This window comes from Marisediminicola sp. UYEF4, assembly GCF_040546025.1.
GTDB lineage: Bacteria > Actinomycetota > Actinomycetes > Actinomycetales > Microbacteriaceae > Marisediminicola.
This window is the reverse complement of record NZ_JBEPNA010000028.1, coordinates 1-17,247: the sequence shown is the minus strand read 5'-3', so window position 1 is coordinate 17,247 and position 17,247 is coordinate 1. Positions and strand designations below refer to the sequence as shown.

Annotated in this window: 18 protein-coding genes and 1 pseudogene; 14 read left to right on the top strand and 5 right to left on the bottom strand. The window is 62.4% G+C overall.

Going from position 1 to position 17,247, the window contains the following annotated elements:
• Nucleotides 1-85: 85 nt before the first annotated feature.
• Complete coding sequence (locus ABIB15_RS14865; protein WP_134434229.1) at nucleotides 86-1,231, bottom strand: tyrosine-type recombinase/integrase; 1,146 nt, start codon at nucleotides 1,229-1,231, stop codon at nucleotides 86-88.
• Nucleotides 1,232-1,301: 70 nt separating this feature from the next.
• Here ABIB15_RS14865 and ABIB15_RS14860 point away from each other — a divergent pair, with 70 nt between their 5' ends.
• From ABIB15_RS14860 to ABIB15_RS14830, 7 genes and pseudogenes are all read left to right on the top strand, one after another.
• A complete protein-coding gene (locus tag ABIB15_RS14860) occupies nucleotides 1,302-1,880 on the top strand; it encodes a type IV toxin-antitoxin system AbiEi family antitoxin domain-containing protein (protein ID WP_134434228.1) in 579 nt (192 codons plus the stop codon).
• Nucleotides 1,877-2,785, top strand: coding sequence for a nucleotidyl transferase AbiEii/AbiGii toxin family protein (locus ABIB15_RS14855; protein WP_134434227.1), 909 nt, complete (start codon nucleotides 1,877-1,879; stop codon nucleotides 2,783-2,785). The genes ABIB15_RS14860 and ABIB15_RS14855 overlap by 4 nt, the downstream gene beginning before the upstream one ends.
• A gap of 100 nt (nucleotides 2,786-2,885) precedes the next feature.
• The gene (locus ABIB15_RS14850) at nucleotides 2,886-5,165 is read left to right on the top strand and encodes a TOTE conflict system archaeo-eukaryotic primase domain-containing protein (RefSeq protein WP_354480315.1); all 2,280 of its coding nucleotides are present in this window, start codon (nucleotides 2,886-2,888) and stop codon (nucleotides 5,163-5,165) included.
• Nucleotides 5,166-5,549: 384 nt separating this feature from the next.
• A pseudogene (locus ABIB15_RS14845) lies at nucleotides 5,550-6,626 on the top strand (amidase); the annotation flags it as partial.
• 562 nt (nucleotides 6,627-7,188) lie between these two features.
• Nucleotides 7,189-7,443 carry a helix-turn-helix domain-containing protein gene (locus ABIB15_RS14840; RefSeq protein WP_354480312.1) on the top strand — a complete coding sequence of 85 codons (255 nt, stop codon included), beginning with the start codon at nucleotides 7,189-7,191 and terminating at the stop codon, nucleotides 7,441-7,443.
• Between the two features lie 4 nt (nucleotides 7,444-7,447).
• The gene (locus tag ABIB15_RS14835; protein WP_354480310.1) at nucleotides 7,448-8,635 is read left to right on the top strand and encodes a tyrosine-type recombinase/integrase; all 1,188 of its coding nucleotides are present in this window, start codon (nucleotides 7,448-7,450) and stop codon (nucleotides 8,633-8,635) included.
• A gap of 187 nt (nucleotides 8,636-8,822) precedes the next feature.
• Nucleotides 8,823-8,993, top strand: a complete 171-nt coding sequence (locus ABIB15_RS14830) for a hypothetical protein (protein ID WP_354480307.1) — start codon at nucleotides 8,823-8,825, stop codon at nucleotides 8,991-8,993.
• A 26-nt stretch (nucleotides 8,994-9,019) separates the two neighbouring features.
• On the opposite strand, the gene ABIB15_RS14825 is transcribed toward ABIB15_RS14830, so the two are convergent.
• From ABIB15_RS14825 to ABIB15_RS14810, 4 genes are all read right to left on the bottom strand, one after another.
• Nucleotides 9,020-9,505 (bottom strand): hypothetical protein, encoded by a 486-nt coding sequence (locus tag ABIB15_RS14825; protein WP_354480305.1) that lies wholly within the window; start codon nucleotides 9,503-9,505, stop codon nucleotides 9,020-9,022.
• Entirely contained in the window at nucleotides 9,502-9,858 is a 357-nt protein-coding gene (locus tag ABIB15_RS14820; protein WP_354480302.1) for a hypothetical protein, read from the bottom strand. The genes ABIB15_RS14825 and ABIB15_RS14820 overlap by 4 nt, the downstream gene beginning before the upstream one ends.
• Before the next feature lie 85 nt (nucleotides 9,859-9,943).
• Nucleotides 9,944-10,072, bottom strand: coding sequence for a helix-turn-helix domain-containing protein (locus tag ABIB15_RS14815; protein WP_354480300.1), 129 nt, complete (start codon nucleotides 10,070-10,072; stop codon nucleotides 9,944-9,946).
• 154 nt (nucleotides 10,073-10,226) lie between these two features.
• A complete protein-coding gene (locus ABIB15_RS14810) occupies nucleotides 10,227-10,724 on the bottom strand; it encodes a PD-(D/E)XK nuclease family protein (RefSeq protein ID WP_354480297.1) in 498 nt (165 codons plus the stop codon).
• A 307-nt stretch (nucleotides 10,725-11,031) separates the two neighbouring features.
• Between ABIB15_RS14810 and ABIB15_RS14805 the strand changes: the two genes are divergently transcribed.
• The 7 genes from ABIB15_RS14805 to ABIB15_RS14775 all read left to right on the top strand — a co-directional run bounded on the left by ABIB15_RS14805 (nucleotide 11,032) and on the right by ABIB15_RS14775 (nucleotide 17,022).
• Nucleotides 11,032-11,643 (top strand): hypothetical protein, encoded by a 612-nt coding sequence (locus tag ABIB15_RS14805; RefSeq protein ID WP_354480294.1) that lies wholly within the window; start codon nucleotides 11,032-11,034, stop codon nucleotides 11,641-11,643.
• An 81-nt stretch (nucleotides 11,644-11,724) separates the two neighbouring features.
• Complete coding sequence (locus ABIB15_RS14800) at nucleotides 11,725-12,834, top strand: PDDEXK-like family protein (protein ID WP_354480291.1); 1,110 nt, start codon at nucleotides 11,725-11,727, stop codon at nucleotides 12,832-12,834.
• 1,235 nt (nucleotides 12,835-14,069) lie between these two features.
• Entirely contained in the window at nucleotides 14,070-14,324 is a 255-nt protein-coding gene (locus ABIB15_RS14795; RefSeq protein WP_354480290.1) for a helix-turn-helix domain-containing protein, read from the top strand.
• Nucleotides 14,325-14,330: 6 nt separating this feature from the next.
• Nucleotides 14,331-15,518 carry a tyrosine-type recombinase/integrase gene (locus tag ABIB15_RS14790; RefSeq protein ID WP_354480288.1) on the top strand — a complete coding sequence of 396 codons (1,188 nt, stop codon included), beginning with the start codon at nucleotides 14,331-14,333 and terminating at the stop codon, nucleotides 15,516-15,518.
• Between the two features lie 182 nt (nucleotides 15,519-15,700).
• A complete protein-coding gene (locus ABIB15_RS14785) occupies nucleotides 15,701-16,222 on the top strand; it encodes a hypothetical protein (protein WP_354480285.1) in 522 nt (173 codons plus the stop codon).
• A gap of 39 nt (nucleotides 16,223-16,261) precedes the next feature.
• Nucleotides 16,262-16,795 carry a DUF2247 family protein gene (locus tag ABIB15_RS14780; RefSeq protein ID WP_354480283.1) on the top strand — a complete coding sequence of 178 codons (534 nt, stop codon included), beginning with the start codon at nucleotides 16,262-16,264 and terminating at the stop codon, nucleotides 16,793-16,795.
• A gap of 35 nt (nucleotides 16,796-16,830) precedes the next feature.
• Nucleotides 16,831-17,022: a site-specific integrase gene (locus ABIB15_RS14775; protein ID WP_354480280.1), complete on the top strand. Its 192-nt coding sequence runs from the start codon at nucleotides 16,831-16,833 to the stop codon at nucleotides 17,020-17,022.
• Nucleotides 17,023-17,247 lie beyond the last annotated feature (225 nt).

Here is a 17,247-nt window from a genome sequence, read left to right as displayed (position 1 = left end):
ACTCGATGACCAGCAGAAGCGGCGCCCGGGAACGATCATCCCGGACGCCGCTTCACCCTGCCCACTTGACAAAAGCAACTACATATCAGCTGTTCATCGCAGTCTCCCGGAGGTGTTTGTTGATCCGTGCCGCAGCGTTCTGCAGTGCGGTGTTGTCAGTGTGAAGGTACGCACGCGTGGTCTCAACGGACGTATGCCCGAGGATGTCGCTCACGACATGGATCGGGACGCCGGCATTCGAGAACCAGGTTGCACCCGCATGCCGCAGGTCATGACGGCGCAACCCCCGCAACCCCAGCGATGCAACCAGCTCGTCCCAACCGGTTGCGTCACGCAACGTTGCAGTCGTGATGACACCGCCGCGTGGCCCGCGCAACAACGGCAGGCTGCGCGCCCGCCGCATCGTGAGCCTGCGCAGCACAGGCTCAAGCGGCTCAATGATCGGCACCTGGCGAGCTCGACGACCCTTCGGAGGCTTGATGCTGAGGCCGCCGGCACCGGGGAAGCACTGGCGTTCGATCGCGACGATCCTGTTCGTCCAATCGATGTCGCCGACGACGAGCCCGGCGACTTCTGAAGTGCGTGCGGCAAGAAAGGCGCTGAGCATGACGTGGTCGCCGTAGCTCTGGTGGGCCTCGGCACACGCGGCAGCGATCAGTCCGACATCGGTGAGTGAAGGAATGGGTGTTTGGAGCTGCGGTGCCTCCCGCATCCTATACCGTCGATGAGCCCGGTCTCTCACCGGATTTCGGGTGATGATTTCGTCGCGAACGGCCTCGTCGAGAACTCGTGTGAGTGCAGCGATCGTGTTCTTGAGTGTCGAGCGAGAGTGCTCGATCTCCCAGCGGTCGATGCTTCGGTCCACGATTCCGGTCGTGATGTCCCGAATGCATAGACGCCCAAGCGCCGGTAGAGCTCGGAGCCAAAGTCCCGCACGGTATCCGGAGGCAGTGGAGGTCATGTCCACGCCGCGGAGGAACCGATCTCCGATCTGATTTGCGTAGTCCGTCAGTGTGATGAACGGGTCGAGGTCTGCGCCGGCGTGGGACCTTAGCGCTCTGAAGAACTCGTATGCGGACGCTTTGTTGTCGACGGTGATCGATCGACTTTTGCGAACACCTGAGATCGGGTCAGTCCACCTTGCTCGTGCGCGAATACGTTTTCCGCAGGGCAAGGTGTCGGTGTTGATGTGGACTCCGAGTGGAGGGATGGCGGCAAAGGAACGTTTCATCCCTTGAGCCTCGTCGTAGCCTTCCTAACTCATTACAGATAGGCTTCATGTGTAGAGAGTTGGGAGGTGGATGATGGCGGCGGACCTCGGACCCGTGTTCACGCTCGGCGACGCTCGCACCGCAGGCCTGCGGAAAGATCAGGTTTACGACCTTCTCGCGAAGGGTGAGATCGAACGCGTAGGTCGCGGCGTGTATCTGCGTCCTGACAAGATCGACACTGCCTTTGCTTCGCTCGCCGCAGCAACGGCCGTGCGTGAAGAGGCGACGTTGTGTCTAACGAGTGCGCTCGTGCACCACGACCTGAGCGACGCCATCCCGTTCGAGTCCGATATCGCCCTACCGCGTGGTGTCCATCATCCCGTTGGGCTCGCTCACGTTGCCTGGCACAGCTTCGACCCGACAACCTTTCACATCGGACGCGACCACATCGATGCCGGAAATGGACTTAGGTTCTCCATCTACTCAGCCGAGAGAACGATCGTGGACTGCTTCCGGCTCATGCATCAAGAAGGCAGCGACGTCGCCTACGACGCACTCCGACGGTGGTTGCGCCGCCGCGGGAACTCGCCGGCGGCCCTGTTGAAGGTTGCCTCGTCTTTCCCAAAGGCGCAGCCGCGGATCCGCCAGGCGCTCGAGGCGCTCCTATGACTCCGCCAACGCCGACACGAGATACGCCTGCTGGGCAGGCGTACAACGATCTGCGCAATCTCGCCCGCCGTGAGGGACGCGATCCTGCTGAGTACTTCACGTTGTACGCGCTCGAAGGTTTTCTCGCCCGGTTGGCCGTCTCTGAGCATGCCGGAGAGTTCGTACTCAAGGGCGGTGTGCTTATGGCGGCATTCGCTGCGCGCCGACCGACCCGCGATATCGACTTCGCAGCGACTGGATTCGCCAACGACATAGCCGATGTCGAGCAACGGGTGCGCAGCATCATCGAGGTACATCTCGAAGACGGATTGGAGTTCGATCCGGACTCAGCAGTGGGAGAGCCAATCCGGGACGACGCCGATTACAACGGTGTCCGCGTCAAGATCACCGCGCAACTCGCGACCGCGCGGGTAGCTCTGCACGTCGACGTGAACTTTGGTGATCCGATCTGGCCGGCCCCAACCGAAGCGGTGCTCCCGCTGCTGCTCGGCGGAACACTTCGCCTGAGAGGCTATCCCGACCACATGGTGCTTGCCGAGAAGATCGTCACCGCACTCGAACGAGGTGAGCAGAACACCCGCTGGCGCGACTTCACCGACATCGCGGCCATCGCGAGGTCCAGGATCATCCGCGGAGCAGACCTGCGCGAGGCGATCGTCACCGTCGCCCGCTACCGTCACGTCGACATCGAACCCCTTGGACCACTGATGGCGGGGATGCCGGCGCTGGCACAACGCAAGTGGGAGACCTGGCGTAAAAAGCAACGACTCGAACAGTCGACGCCGGAGAGCTTCGCCGAACTTCTTCAGGCATGCATACTCTTCGCCGAACCTGCCCTGACAAATAACGTGGCCTATCTGAGATGGGACCCGAACTCTCAGTCCTGGGGAAAAGCCGTTGACTGACGCCGAGATCGACGTCTTGAGGTCTCGGATAACGAGACTGGAGCAGGGCCTCGCGGAGGCTCGCAGCGAGCTCGGAGAACTTGAGCGCGCGAGAGACGCGATGGCAAAGGTCTTGGTGGCTGTACCTGCTCGTGCTGGCCTGCTGCCTGCGGTGACGGCAGCATCGTCGAGTGCCGAAAAGCTCGCCCTGTTCCGTGCTCGCTTCGTCGGCAGGAATGATGTCCACGCGGTGCGATGGACCAGCGCGCGCACGGGAAAGTCAGGTTGGGCCCCCGCGGTACGCGGCGGCTTTTACACCGGATCCGAGACCGCTGCGGACTATCTGCCACTCGAAGATCGAACCGTGGAGCGGCATCTTCGAGGCGCTTCTCAACCCGGAGAGCGCGAGTTTCATGTCGGCCTCTACCCGATGGTTGAGGGCGACCAGTGCCGTCTACTGGTCTGCGACTTCGACGACGCGCAGTGGCGGCACGACGCCACAGCATTCGTTGCGGAGTGCGAGCGCGCCAGGATCGACGTGCTCACCGAAGTGTCGCGATCCGGTGAGGGTGCGCATGTCTGGATCTTTTTCGAGGACCTTGTTCCGGCGGCGACAGCACGCACGGCAGGGATGCGCCTTCTGCGCGCCGCCATGGCGCGCCGACCGACGATGGATTTTCAGAGTTACGATCGCTTCTTTCCGTCACAAGACACCCTGCCGGAACGATCCACTGGGCGGGCGCGCCTGGGCAATCTCATCGCGCTACCGCTGCAGGGCGACTGCCGCCGACGCGGGACGACCGTGTTCGTCGATCCCGGGACCTGGGATCCGTACGAGGATCAGTTCGCGGCCCTGGCAATGACGACGCCCGTACCCGTCGAACGGGTCGCTGAACTCGGTTCGACGAGCCTCGCGGAGTCGCGCGTGGGGCCGGCGGAGTCGCTCGGTGCACGGCCGCGGCGATCAAATATCAAGGCGGTCGCGCGCACGATAGCGGGACGAAAGCTGGGGCTACGCCGCGATGCTTTTCTGCACATCCCGACGGAAGTCCTTCCGGGGATTTTGATCACCGAACTCAAGCACATGGCGTCCTTGCCCAATCCGGAGTTCTACCGCAGACAGGCTCAGCGGTTCAGTACCTTCGGCACGCCGCGTCTGGTCACAAGCTTCGAGCATGACGAGCACGAACTGCGCCTGCCTCGGGGACTCGCCGACGAAGCCGAAGCGCTCCTCGCGGACGCAGGCTTCCAGACAACGACCGAGACAGTGGCTACGGCGCCGGCGTGTCTAGAGGTGACCTTTGCGGGTCAACTCCGAGACGAGCAACTGCGCGCGGTCGATGCGCTCCTCGCGCACGACACCGGAGTGCTCGTCGCTCCTCCAGGCGCAGGCAAGACGGTCATGGCCTGCGCCCTTATCGCCGAACGCGCGACGCCAACGGCGATCCTCGTGAACCGTGCCGAACTGCTCGCCCAGTGGCGCGAACGACTCCAGCAGTTCCTCGGCCTGACCGAGAAGCAGATTGGTCAGCTCGGGGCGGGGCGACGGAAACAGCGCGGCGTTGTGGACCTGATCATGATGCAGTCCGTCGCGCATCGGAACGCGGACCCCAGCATGCTGGAGGAGTACGGGCAGATCATCATCGACGAATGCCACGCCGTCGCAGCACCAGCAACCGAAGCCGCCCTGCGCAACGTCAATGTCCGCTACTGGGTGGGGATGACGGCGACACCCTACCGCGCCGATCAGATGAATGGACTGATCACGATGCAATGCGGTCCGATCCGCCACGTGGTCGACACCGTCGATCATGCTGCTCGCGAGATGGTCGTCCATGAGACGACCTTCCGCACCGAGGAACCCGGAATCGACGGTCCATCCGTTCAGGCGATTTACTCGGAACTCGCCGCCGATGCCGAGCGCAACGAAATGATTACAGGGCACGTCAGAGGAGCAGCCGACCAGGGGCGCACTTGCCTCGTACTGACGAACAGGCTCCAACACCTCGACGTACTCGCGGATGCGCTGGAATCATGCGCTTCGCCGGTGATCCGGCTTCACGGACGCCTCACCGCCGCCAACCGCCGTGACATCAGGCGTTCGCTTGAGGAGATGGACGCGCAGCAGCAGCCGTTCGTTCTTGTCGCCATCGACAAGATCGCCGGAGAAGGTCTCGACCTCCCGACGCTCAACACTCTCTTCCTCACTGTCCCGGTCTCTTTCAAAGGGCGCGTCATTCAGCAGATCGGCCGCATCACGCGTGGACGAGCGGAGCACTCTATGCCCGCGATCGTTCACGACTACCGGGACAAGAACGTGCCTATCTTGGAACGCATGTACTCACGGCGCAGACGCGTGATGTCGAAGGAAGGCTTCGTGACGGCGGAACCTGATGAATGAGGCGGGCGGGTGCCGACCGCGGTCGGCCACGAAATTTTCGCATGATTGTCGGCTCCCTTGCGCCGAACCTCGAAGGCCCGCCAGTTCCATGCTCGGGGTCGCGTCCCATGAAGCGTTGTGAGTTCGAAGTTCTGAGCGTCGGATCGTTGACGTGAGAGGTCACCTCACCGTGATGGTCAGTGAGAACCGAATCGAGCCCTCACCAAGTACTTCAAACGATGGTGATCGAGGTCTGGTTCTCGCTGCGGTGAAGGGGACCAAAAGGGGACCAGAATCATGCAAACCATGCATTTTATGACGTGTCCTGCATGATCTGAACCCCGGAATCACGCGGTTTTCGGTGAGACGGGCGCCGGTTGGACGCCTGGGGGTCAGTCAGGCGCGGTACTAATCGGAAAGACCAACTGCCCAGAGTTCGCTTTCTCGGTCAATACTCAGAATTCGCGCTATGGGCCAACGTACAACCCATTGGGCGGTTTCACAGTGGGAGGCTCAAGCGGTGGGGAGGCGGCCTCGTTGGCGTCGGGAATCTCAAGCGCAGGTCTAGGCACAGACTTCGGCGGGTCCGTGCGGTGGCCGGCCCAGTGCGCCCGCCTAGTCGGACTGCGTCCGACAGTTGGCCGCGTACCTGGGTCAGGCCAGTTCCCGGCGACAACGCGCGCAAACGGCGCTTCCCCGAATCCGCGAACCCTCCAAGGGATGTTGCAGGTTATAGGGCCAATAGGTCGAACCGTTGATGATGTGGAATGCATTCTGCGCGCGATCTCGGGACCGGACCATCTCGACCCAGTTGCTGTGCCTGTCCAACTTCGCCACTCGTCGAGTGTTGACATTCGATCCATCGAATGTAGGTGGGGGACCACAGTCGGCCCTCGAACTGTTTCAGACGAGGTTGCCGGAGCAACTGGCTATGCAGCCGAGATTCTTCGGGATCATTGCGCGAGCCTTGTGGAGTCTCTCCCCAGCGCGATGAATCTCGCATACGGCCTGTATGGAGAGATGCGGGACGCTGAGCCGCTGACTGAACTCCGGCAGGCCGTTGCTGGCCGCGAACACATGCTCGGTGGTGAAATCGTCAACCTCCTCTCAAGGACCGCTCAAGCATCGGATGAGGATCTCGCTCGACTTTGGGCTGATCGTGACAGCCTGCGTCAGGAATTGCTTCAATGGCTTAGGGGAGACCGGGTTCTCCTAATGCCAGTGTCCACGGTTGCGCCATCGAAACTGACAACGAATCTACTTACAGAGTCGCGATTGCCCATGTCCGAAGCAGAGATTGTGGCTCCAAGCCGGATTGTCTCTTTGTTTGGACTCCCGTCGCTTTCAGCCCCATGCGGACACGACTCAGCCGGCGGCCCGTTGTCAGTGCAACTTGTTGCTCCACCGTTTCGGGAGGACCTCGTGCTCGCCCTTGGCAAGCTGATATTCGCTCCCAGGCAATTCGACGATTGCTGGCCCTAGGTGTTGTTCTTCCCGCGGAGGTTGTGTGCTTGACGTGAGCGAAAGCGGAGGACCTCCGATATCGATTCGAGATGCTCACAGCACGCTCCCTCAGATGGTCGTGACCGGGTTGATCAGCCGGTCATTCCTCGCCACTATCACTTGGTGAGCAACGCTTGTCAGCGCTCTTCGAAAAGTAGACCAGTAACGCTCCAACGGCCTACTTTTCAACGAGCGTCGACAACGCTAGCCCTCCCGCCGAACAGCGGGGGCCGTGGCGGTCGAGACCATGGTGTTCAGTACGAAAAGAGGAAAATCAGCAGGTGTGTAGAGGAAAACGAATCCTGGCCGCAGAAATGCGGCGCGTGTTTCACGGGCTAGTAAAGGTTTTTGGGACAGCCCACCAAATGTCCCGGAAACTCAAGGGTTTCCGGGACTTTCTGGTTAAGAGATTTGATGTTCCCATCAAAAACCCACCTAATTGAACTCTCCTCAGCCGCTGAGGGGGCCCTCCTGGCCGGCGCGGCGACGTCGATTTCGGTCCCTTCCGGTCTTCCGGGGACGCCCTGCGCACCTACTGGGTATGAGCAATCACGACGACACCCCACCCACTTCTCCGACCGGCGCCTGGGGGCTGGAGCCCCTGATGGACGTGACCGAGCTGGCCGCCTACCTGGGCCTGCCGGTCTCCACGGTCTACGACTGGCGGGTGCACGGCAAGGGACCGGTGGCCTACCGGTTCGGCAAGCACCTGAAGTTCGCCGTCTCCGACGTGAGCGCCTGGATCACCGAGCAGCGAGAGCCTTCCATCCATCCCGGTCGCACGGATCGGCGGTGATCTGATGCCGCGGGCACGGTTGCCGATCGGCACGTTCGGGGAGATCACCACCCGGCGGGTGTCATCCGGGCGGTTCGAGGCGCGGACCCGGTACCGGGACTGGGACGGCAGGTCCCGCCAGGTGCAGGCCACCGGCAGCACCGCCACGGCCGCCGAACGGGCGCTGAAGGGCAAGCTCGCAAGCCGGTTCCTGTTCCAGCCCACGAACGCCGACCTGACGCCGGACTCCCCGTTCGGCGACCTCGTCACCTACTGGCTGGAGGACATCGACCTCGAGGGCCGGATCTCGAGGACCACCCGGAACCTGTACGAGCGCAACATGCGCACCCTCGTCACCCCGGCGTTCGAGAATCTCACGCTGCGGGAGATCGGGGTGGCCCGCTGCGACCGGTTCATCAAGCAGCTCGCGAAGCTCTCCTACAACCGCGCCAAGCAGGCCCGCGTCGTCCTCCGGCTCGCACTCGAGCTCGCCGTGCGGCACGAGATCCTGCCGAGCAACCCGATGGACCACGTCTCCCGCCTCTACCGCGCCCCGCACATCCCCGACGCGCTCACCGCCCCCGAGGTCAACGTGATCCGCGCCGCGATCGCCCAATGGGAGAGCGCCGCCGGCCACATCTCCGGCCCCAAGCCCGACGGCCAGCTCGGCGCGATCGTCGAGGTCATGCTCGGCACCTCCGCCCGGATCGGCGAGGTCCTCGCCATCCGCCGCCGCGACATCGACATCACCGGCCCCGTGCCCTCCATCCGCCTGGCCGGCACCATCGTCAGCCGCAACGGCGAGCAGCCCTTCCGACAGGACCACCCCAAGACCGCCAAATCCCGCCGCGTCGTCGCCCTGCCCACCTTCGCCTCCGACGCCGTCCGCCGGCGCCTCGCCAACGCCGGGAGCATGGGCCTGGACGATCTGCTGTTCCAATCCCGCGACGGCACCCCGCTGACCACCGCGAACGTGCGCCGCCAGCTGCGCCAGGTACTTAGCGGGGTCGGGATCGACGGGGTGACCCCGCACATGTTCCGCCGCACCGTCGCGACCCCTGTCAACGACAACGCCAGCATCGAACTCGCCGCAGAGCTGCTCGGGCACACGGACACGAGGGTCACGGTGATGCACTACATCCAGCGCAGCGAACTGGTGAACCCGGCCACCGCCGCGTTACTCGACCGGGCGTTCGCGAAGGATGAGGGATGAACACGGTGGTGCCACGGTGGCACCACCGTGGGATCGGGGGTTCTTAGTTTCCGGAAGGTCTTGCTGGCGTCGCCGTGAAAGAGGACCTACGCGGGCCCTTGGCGCGACCGAGGGCCTTCCGAGATTCCGGGCTGCGCAGCAGCGAGACCAATTACGCTGTGATTGTCGCTGGACGAAAGGATTCGCGGTGTCTCTTCACAATCAGCACTCCGATGAGGAGCGCATTCCAAGCCCGGGTAAGCCGTCCATCCCAGAGCTCGAGGTCGACCAGACCGTCGCGCCCCGTCCGGAGGAAGATATCGCCGACGTGCTGCGGGCGAAACCAGACGTCGAAGATCACAGTCAGAACCCCGAGTGACCTGCGAAGGCTCTGATGTCTGAGTTTCAACGCATGTCTCGAGCTCTCAAGAATTCGCGGACTCGAAGCTGGGCCTCGCTTTCGAACCGCTTCGCAGCGAGGCGGCCAGAGTCAACGTCGTCCTCCAGATCAACGATCCTTTGGGCTATCTCTGGGCCTTCGTGCCCGATGTTGGAGTGTGCCCAAGCCGCTAAGTCGCACGCCCGCATTCGACCCGCGAGGTACTCCAAGCAATAGTGCTCCAGCGCGTACAAGACAGCTTTCTCGTCCGCCAACGAGGAGGTTGGCAGCCCAAGCTCCCGAAACGTTGCCTCCACGATTTCGTCAACGTCGACATAGGTCTCGTGGGCGGAGTGCCCGGCAAGGTCGCGCAGGCTCGGTGAGTCGATCCCGGCGACGAGTGCATCGCATGCGGCGTCGATCAAAGTCGCGAGCGGCTTTACCCCGAGTCTGCTCAGTCCAGCTGATAGTAAAAGTTGATGAAGTGCCTGCGCGGTCTTCGCCTCGCTCATCGATTAATGAACCACGTTCGTATCTGTGCCAGCAACTTCTGCGCAGTGGTCAAGGTTCGGGTGTCAGGGCTCAACTCTTTGCGCCAGTCGAAGTGGTCCTTCTCGAGCTGCCATTCCTCGTCGTCGAGTGCGAGCCATTCGAACTGGCCCTCGTCCAGCGCTGCGAGGTATTCCGCATCATCGATATAGACGTCTCCGGGCGCATCTGGGTTGGGGCCCGGGTCGACGACAATCGTCCACCACCCTGGGACTGGTTCTGGGGAGGCGAACAGCATCCGGCCAGCCCACGGGCCAGCGTGGATCCTGGCCACACGGCCGCGGTCACCCCAGAACTCCTTTGTTTTCCACTCCACGACAGTCACCCTACGACGACTTGTCGCGGACCACCGCGAAACCGTGAGCCCGCCCGACGATGCTCACATACCGAAGCCAGGACGATCAGGTGGCGACGGCAGCCGGAGTACGTTCGCCGGCCAGATAAGCACGGATTGTCTTGCGGTCGTGATCGGTGCGGCGGGCGATCTCACTGATCGTCATCCCTTGCCGTTTGAGCGCGTGGATGTCCACGTCGTCCTCCTCTGAAAGCATAGGAGTAGGGCCCTTCTCGAGCGGGTGTGTGGTCGAAGACCATCAGCATCGAGGAGGGCCCGCTTCTATGTGCGGAAGCGACCCGGAGTGGGGAATTTCAGTGAGCAGAACTGGGGAATTTCAGTGAGCGCCGTCAGTTCTTCTGTGTTGGGTCGAGGTGCTCCCGTGCCTCGGGCGCGAGCACCGCTACAAGTACCGTGTCGAAACCGTCGTTTCGAGCAAACTCCGCGTACTTCCCCAGCGGGTTATCGAGCACATGGCCGATCTTGTTCTCCAGCACGAGCGCAATCCCCAGATCCGGGTTCGCCGCGTACACGTCGATGAAACCGACCTGTGTGGCGATCTCCCACGAGTCAGAGCCTTCCGCGTCCTTTGCGATCAGCCTCTTGCTGCTATGACCACCCGGGTCGATGTCCGGTGCGCCGTCGAGGAGGCGAAGGAGTGCGTCCATGGCGAGGGACCCAAGGCCATGGCGTTCCGTCGGGTCAAGGAAGAACTGCAGTGTCATATCGACACGGGTCTCCCGCCACCCCTCACGGAGGATGTCGTACACATTGACCGGCCGCTGAACGCTCCGTGCCGGCGACAACGAAACCTCAAGGAACGACAAGTCGAGCGTTATGATGCCCACCGTACTGGATGCGCATAGAGGGGTGGGCGCTGCTGAAGGGACGCCACTGGACTTGTGTCGCCGACCGGACGCACGCAGGGTGGGTACCGGCGGTACACCGTCCCAGTCGCCTCCGGCGCACCTGGTCCGGGACCTCATCTCGCTGTGCCCGGGCAAGGTGGGATGAGTCGATCTTGACGTCGATGCGTCGGGCCCAATGTCTGTGGCCGCTGGCAAGATCTGTGGGGCAGCCCGGAGGGTTCTCCGCGGGGCGGGGCTGTGGTCGGAATGGAACCAGCGAATTCGATACAGAACTGGGGAAGTGAAAATGAACAGGGCAACCGAACGGGTGACCGCTGGCGACCTGACGTGGTGGCTGGAATTGGCGCCGAGACTTGGTTGGAATTTCGCGAAGACTTACGCGCAGTCCGCCCCGCACTCGTACGTCGTGCGGGGAAGGACTCCCGACCTCACGGGTGAGGACTACGTCAGGGCGGGCGCAGTGATCCGAACGTTTGGTCAGCCCGGGAAGTTCTACGACACCACCAACATCTACCTCACGAGCACGGACGGGTCGATCAAGTGGTGGACGATGGATGCCGTTGTCGCGAACACCGATCTCATCAACCAGGCGACGACCGATCGTGTCTACGGTGTGCAGAATGCCCCGGGCACACGTTCGGGCCACTGGTCCGTTTACTACGAGATCGCGACGGAGTACGACCGGCTGCACTCCCCGGTAGACGGCGATGAGAAAACGGGGCTCATGAAGATGCTCGTCGGCCATGGCGGTGACGCCCCGATGACGCTCGACATTGGCTGCGGCACCGGGGCCTTGCTCGACCTCGGAATTACGACCGCTATCCGGTTGTTTCGCAAGTCAAGGAAGCAAAGGATGTCGTGCCGAACTGAAAGGATGAGCTTCAAGCGAGATAGCTAGGAGCACTCAGTGGCCCTTGCCCAAGCGGCCAGGGCCAACGCTGAGACCTACCTATCCGGCGAAGTATCGGAGGGGTGGAGGATGACTGAAACCGCAGCGCTGCGCATGAGTAGCGAGTTCCATGACGCTGCCCGACGCATCGAAGCGAATCCGCTCGGGCGGTTGATGTACGGACAACGCGAGCTCTTCCACTCCAACCTCATCGGCTGGTACTTCGACCTGCTCCCTGAGGCCGCCGATGCGACATTCCGCCCATTCAGCGCGCCGGGTTCCGACTCCCGTCGCTTTGTCGAGCGTGAGCGCGGGAACATGGACTTGGTCTTCCACTGGCCAGACCGCTCGCCACTGGTGGTTGAGAACAAAGTCTTCTCGCTGCCGAAACGCGACCAGCTAGACGAGTACCAGTCGGCGACAGTGCGATGGCCCCATCCGCCTGCTCTCGTCCTCCTTTCGGTCAGCCCGCCGGACTTCGAGTTGGGGGAGTGGCGCTACCTCAGCTACACAGAGTTTTCGGACCGCATTCTGGATGCGCTTCCCGCGGAGTCCTCCTACGAGGTCGAGACGATGCGGCGCTATGCCGCGCTTGTTGGCGATCTGCACCGGCTTGTGTCCGCCGTCGATGTGACGTCCGATGCCGAACCGGTGTGGCTTCCCGACAGTCTCTTGGACGCTATTTCCAGTTCGCAAATGCGTGCCGCCTTGCACAAAGCCCGCGCCCAGCGAGTCGCCAGCTCGCTAAATGAACTACTGCCCGGCCTGGAACAACCAGCCGCAGGAGGCATGTCGAATGCGACGCCCCTGGTCGAGTCTTTCGAGTACGTCTACACGCGTGGCATGCATTTGCATCTTGGCTGGCAGCTCCAAGGGTCGCAGTTCCGACGTGCCGCCGTTCATCACGACCAGTCGATCAGCGGACGCAGTGAGGAATCACGACTGCTCCGAGAAGACGTCAGTCGTGAGTATCCGGAGTTCTACACATTCCCAGCGCCGCTGCCAGAAAAGCGCGGTGGACGCAAGGAATTCAATCACTTCGCACCGTCATTCGTTTACAAGTACGTGAAGGCGCCCGGGCTGACGATTGCTGAACTCAAGGAAGCTGCGGCCAAAATTCACACGGAAATTCTTCAGCTCGGAGAGGAACTCTTGGGCGCGGACGGCCGCACTGTCGATGCCACAAGACGCGCCCCATAACAGGCACGCTTTCGATATTTCACCCCGAAGCGCGAAATCTCGGCTTTGCCTGAAACTGTCGGACTGTTCAACGGGGCGACAGAGCGAGCTGTCACCGCCACCTGGGGTGCAGATCGACCCGATCATCGTCCGCGTTGGTGTACCAGTGCGCAACGGGTGTTCCCGCACGGTCACGGTCGACGATGATTTCTCCTTCGCCTGCACCATCGCGTCGCCAATCACGCTTTGCGCGCCTCAGCGCAGTGACTAGGTGATCGCGCTTCCCAAGCTGGTTCATCGCCAGTTGCGACCTGTCGGCGTATCCCGCGAACGTTGCAGAGGCCGCCGCTTACAGGACGCTTCGACGCGGGGGGTTCAGAGATAAGCAGCGAGGAGTCGGCAGCTTCCGATCTAGTGAGCGCGGCAATGTGGCGAGTCAACGGGATGCCGCCCATCTTCGGAATTGGCTGGGTTGATGACGTCCGAGACGCTTCTGATCTGCTGTCAACAGCGCGCGCAGATCGTGAGTGGGTAAAGGGCGTCGAGCACGAAGTCGGGATCGTTCACCTTCCCGGCATTATGACGGAGTTCCTATCTGCGCGGCTCGGGGCGAGGGCGGATTCCCACCAGCGCATCTTGAGTATTCCGACAGGTCCGGGCGTGTACCGGATTGGCGTTCCAGCGAACGGCGCAGTCTGGCCGATTGTGTTCCGGCCTGGCACTTACATGGACACGAGCGCCACATGGTCGATAGCCGCGATCGTCGAGAACGTCAGAGGATTGGTCACAGAGAGCGGCGGTTCCAGTTGGTGCATCGAGGGGCCAGCGGTCGCGATCCCGACGAGCTAAGCGCTTTCGAGCTGTGCACTGCGATGTGGACACTGCGTCGCACCGGGGATAGTCGCTCGCCGTAGCAGTGAAGTGCATAGTCGTTGCGGCCAGCGGCAACGGGCCAGCAGCGTAGGGAAGCGGCGGGCGAAAAGAGGAAAATCCGGAGGGGTGTGGAGGAAAACGCGTTTCAGGAGAAGAAGTGGCACCCGTGTTTCCGGGGCACATTGAGTTCTTAGAACAGCCCACCAAATGTCCCGGAAACTCAAGGGTTTCCGGGACTTTTTTGGTTAGAGATTTGATTACGTCATCACTAAGTCATCACTTTCACTGCTCCACAGCCCCTGAGTCGGCCCTGTCGTCTGAGGCGCCGACGTCGTTTTCGGTCCCTCCCGATCGTCCGGGATCGTCGTGCGCACCTTCTGGGTATGAGCATCCACGACGACAACCCACCCTCGACTCCCACCGACGACTGGGGGCTCGAGCCCCTGATGGACATCGCCGAGCTGGCGTCCTACCTGGGCATCCCGATCTCCACGGTCTACGACTGGCGTGTGCACGGCAAAGGCCCCACGGCCTACCGGTTCGGCAAACACCTGAAGTTCGCCATCTCCGACGTGCGGGCCTGGATCGCCCAGCAGCGGGAGCCCTCCAGCCCGCCCGGGCGCCCCGATCGGCGGTGAACTGAGATGGCCCGGCAACGGTTGACGATCGGCACCTTCGGCGACATCAGCACCCGCCAGTCGCCGACCGGCCGCTACGAGGCGAGAACTCGCTACCGGGACTGGGACGGCCACGCACGTCTGGTGCAGGCCACCGGCGCCACCGCCAAAGCCGCCGAACGGGCGCTGAAGGCCAAGCTCGCCGACCGGGACCTGTTCCAACCCGCCGACGCGACCCTGACCCCGGACAGCCTGTTCAGTGACCTCGTGACGTACTGGTTGGAGGACATCGACCTGGAGGGCCGGATCTCAAGGACCACCCGGAACCTCTACGAGCGCAACATGCGCACCCTCGTCTCACCCGCCTTCGACCACCTTGCCCTGCGCGAGATCGGCGTGGCCCGGTGCGACAAGTTCATCAAACAGCTCGCGAAGATCTCCTACAGTCGCGCCAAACAGGCCCGGGTCGTGCTGCGGCTCGCACTGGAACTCGCGGTGCGGCACGAAGTCCTGCCGCGGAACCCGATGGACCATGTCTCCCGCCTCCACCGTGAGCCGCACGTCCCCGATGCCCTCATGGCCCCCGAGGTGAATGTGATCCGTGCGGCGATCGCCCAGTGGGAGAGCGCCGCCGACCACATCTCCGGCCCCAAGCCCGACGGCCAGCTCGGCGCGATCATCGAGGTGATGCTCGGCACCTCAGCCCGGATCGGCGAGGTGCTGGCCATCCGCCGCCGGGACGTCGACATCACCAGCCCCGTGCCTTCCATCCGCCTGGCCGGCACAATCGTCAGCCGCAAGGGTGAGCAGACCTTCCGGCAGGACCACCCCAAAACCGCCAAGTCCACTCGCGTTGTCGCCCTGCCCACCTTTACCGCCGACGCGGTCCGCCGGAGGCTCGCCAAGGTCGGGAGTCTGGGCCTGGATTCACTACTGTTCCAGTCCCGGGACGGTACCCCGCTGACCACCGCGAACGTGCGCCGTCAGCTCCGACAGGTACTCGAGGGAGCAGGCATCAACGGGGTAACCCCGCACATGTTCCGCCGCACCGTCGCGACCGCGGTCAACACCAACGCCAGCATCGAACTCGCCGCTGAACTCCTCGGTCACACCGACACCAGGGTCACCGTGATGCATTACATCCAACGCAGCGAACTCGTGAACCCGGCCACGGCCGCGCTCCTCGACCGGGCGTTCGCGAAGGACGAGGGGTGAATGCGGCGCTGCCACGGTGGCAGCACCGTGTGATCTGGGATTTTTCGACGTTGGCTCAAACCGACAGGTTTCCTAACCTCGCGGCCGGTGCCGTTTTCACAGTCACGGCGAAGACAGGCTCATGGTGAATCAGGAGCTTGAGCTTGTGCCCAACCGCCGACGATTCCCGATAGCGTGACTCCATGGCGCGACCGACGAGTGATGTGGGTGTGGTGATGGTCTTGAGGAGGCTGATGCGCCGGGATCTCCTATTGCCGCTCCTCGTGTGTGCCTGTCTTGTCGCTGTTGCAGTAGGCACCGGAAACGCCGGGATGGCCGTCGTCTTTTCGGTCGTGGCAATGGGCGGCGCGTTGCTCGCCGCAGGGAGGCCAGGAAAGGTGGTCACTTCGTGGAGGCACTCCCTCTCCATGGCCAAACAAGACTTTTTGCGGCTCGAGGAAATCGAACCGAGTCGGCCACTTCTGGGGATAGTTGGTAGCGGCAAGCACAAAGATCACTACATCAATCTCGTCCTTGGATCGCAGCCGGAGACGTGGAGTTACGTCGTGGCTTCCCGACTCTGGCCTAGGCGGGCGGTGACATCCGGTTATGACCTTGATGAAACGGGTATCCAGGGCTTGTCTGACCAGTGGCGAATAACCTACTTGCCGCAGGGCGGCTACTCGGACCGAGTCTGGCTTCGCAACTTCGGATCGCTTGCATAGTGCTCCACATTGACGATTCAGGCGAATCAGGTGACTCATATGCGTGACACCAAATTGGACTTGTCGACGGGCGCCGTGGACCTACAGTTCGCGACCCCAACTGTGATGGCTTATGGCCTAAGTAAGGGGTTGATCAGCGAAGGCGACGTGATTGAAGTCGCGCTAGCCCGATACAACTCCCGTCTTGTCCAGAATGAGTTAGAAGAGCGAATCGCATTGCTCCTCTCAGACGAAGCGGAACAGCTGCGCCAATATCTCCCATCAATTCCGGATGACGACGAGCTCGATGAGGAGGAGCCGGATGAGGCAATTCGTCTCGCCCAGCGAGTGTGGATCTACCTGACCCTTCGCGCCATTCGCGAGCACTGGAATGACTACGACGATCCATGGGTGGAAATTGAAGAATGGCTGGATGAATTTCGCGCCCCAGATGCTTACAAACGCTTCATCTACTACGAGCCGGCGCAGGCCGGTCGGCCCCGAGGACTGAACGGGATGCTGATTGACTTGGATTCCTATCTGGATCGCGAGAGCACGGCCCTTGGCAGGCACGAAATCCGGGAAAAGCGCTAACGCGACAAGTATTCAGCGGAGTCGGGATCGCGGGGGTGACCCGGCACATGTTTCGCCGCACGGTCGCGACCGAGTTCAACGACAACGCCAGCATCGAGCCCGCCACAGCGCTCCTCGGACATACGGACACCCGGGTCACGGTGATGCATTACATCCAACGCAGCGAACTGGCGAACCCGGCCAGCGCAGCGCTGCTCGACCGGGCGTTCAAGAGGGACGAGGACTGAACACGGTGGTGCCACGGTGGCACCACCGTCTCTTCTGGGCTTTGTTCCGTCCTTCGCTGCACTGGGTGGGCGCGCTGGAAACCGGAACTGTGACCCGTTTTACACCGGAGTTTGAGCATGCGCAATGGCACGCGTTGACTCATAAGAAACCTCCGCGTAGCACCATTCGTTGCCTCATGTGAAAACCTCCGCTTCGGCGTGGTTCGAGTCGTGGGCGGTGGATGT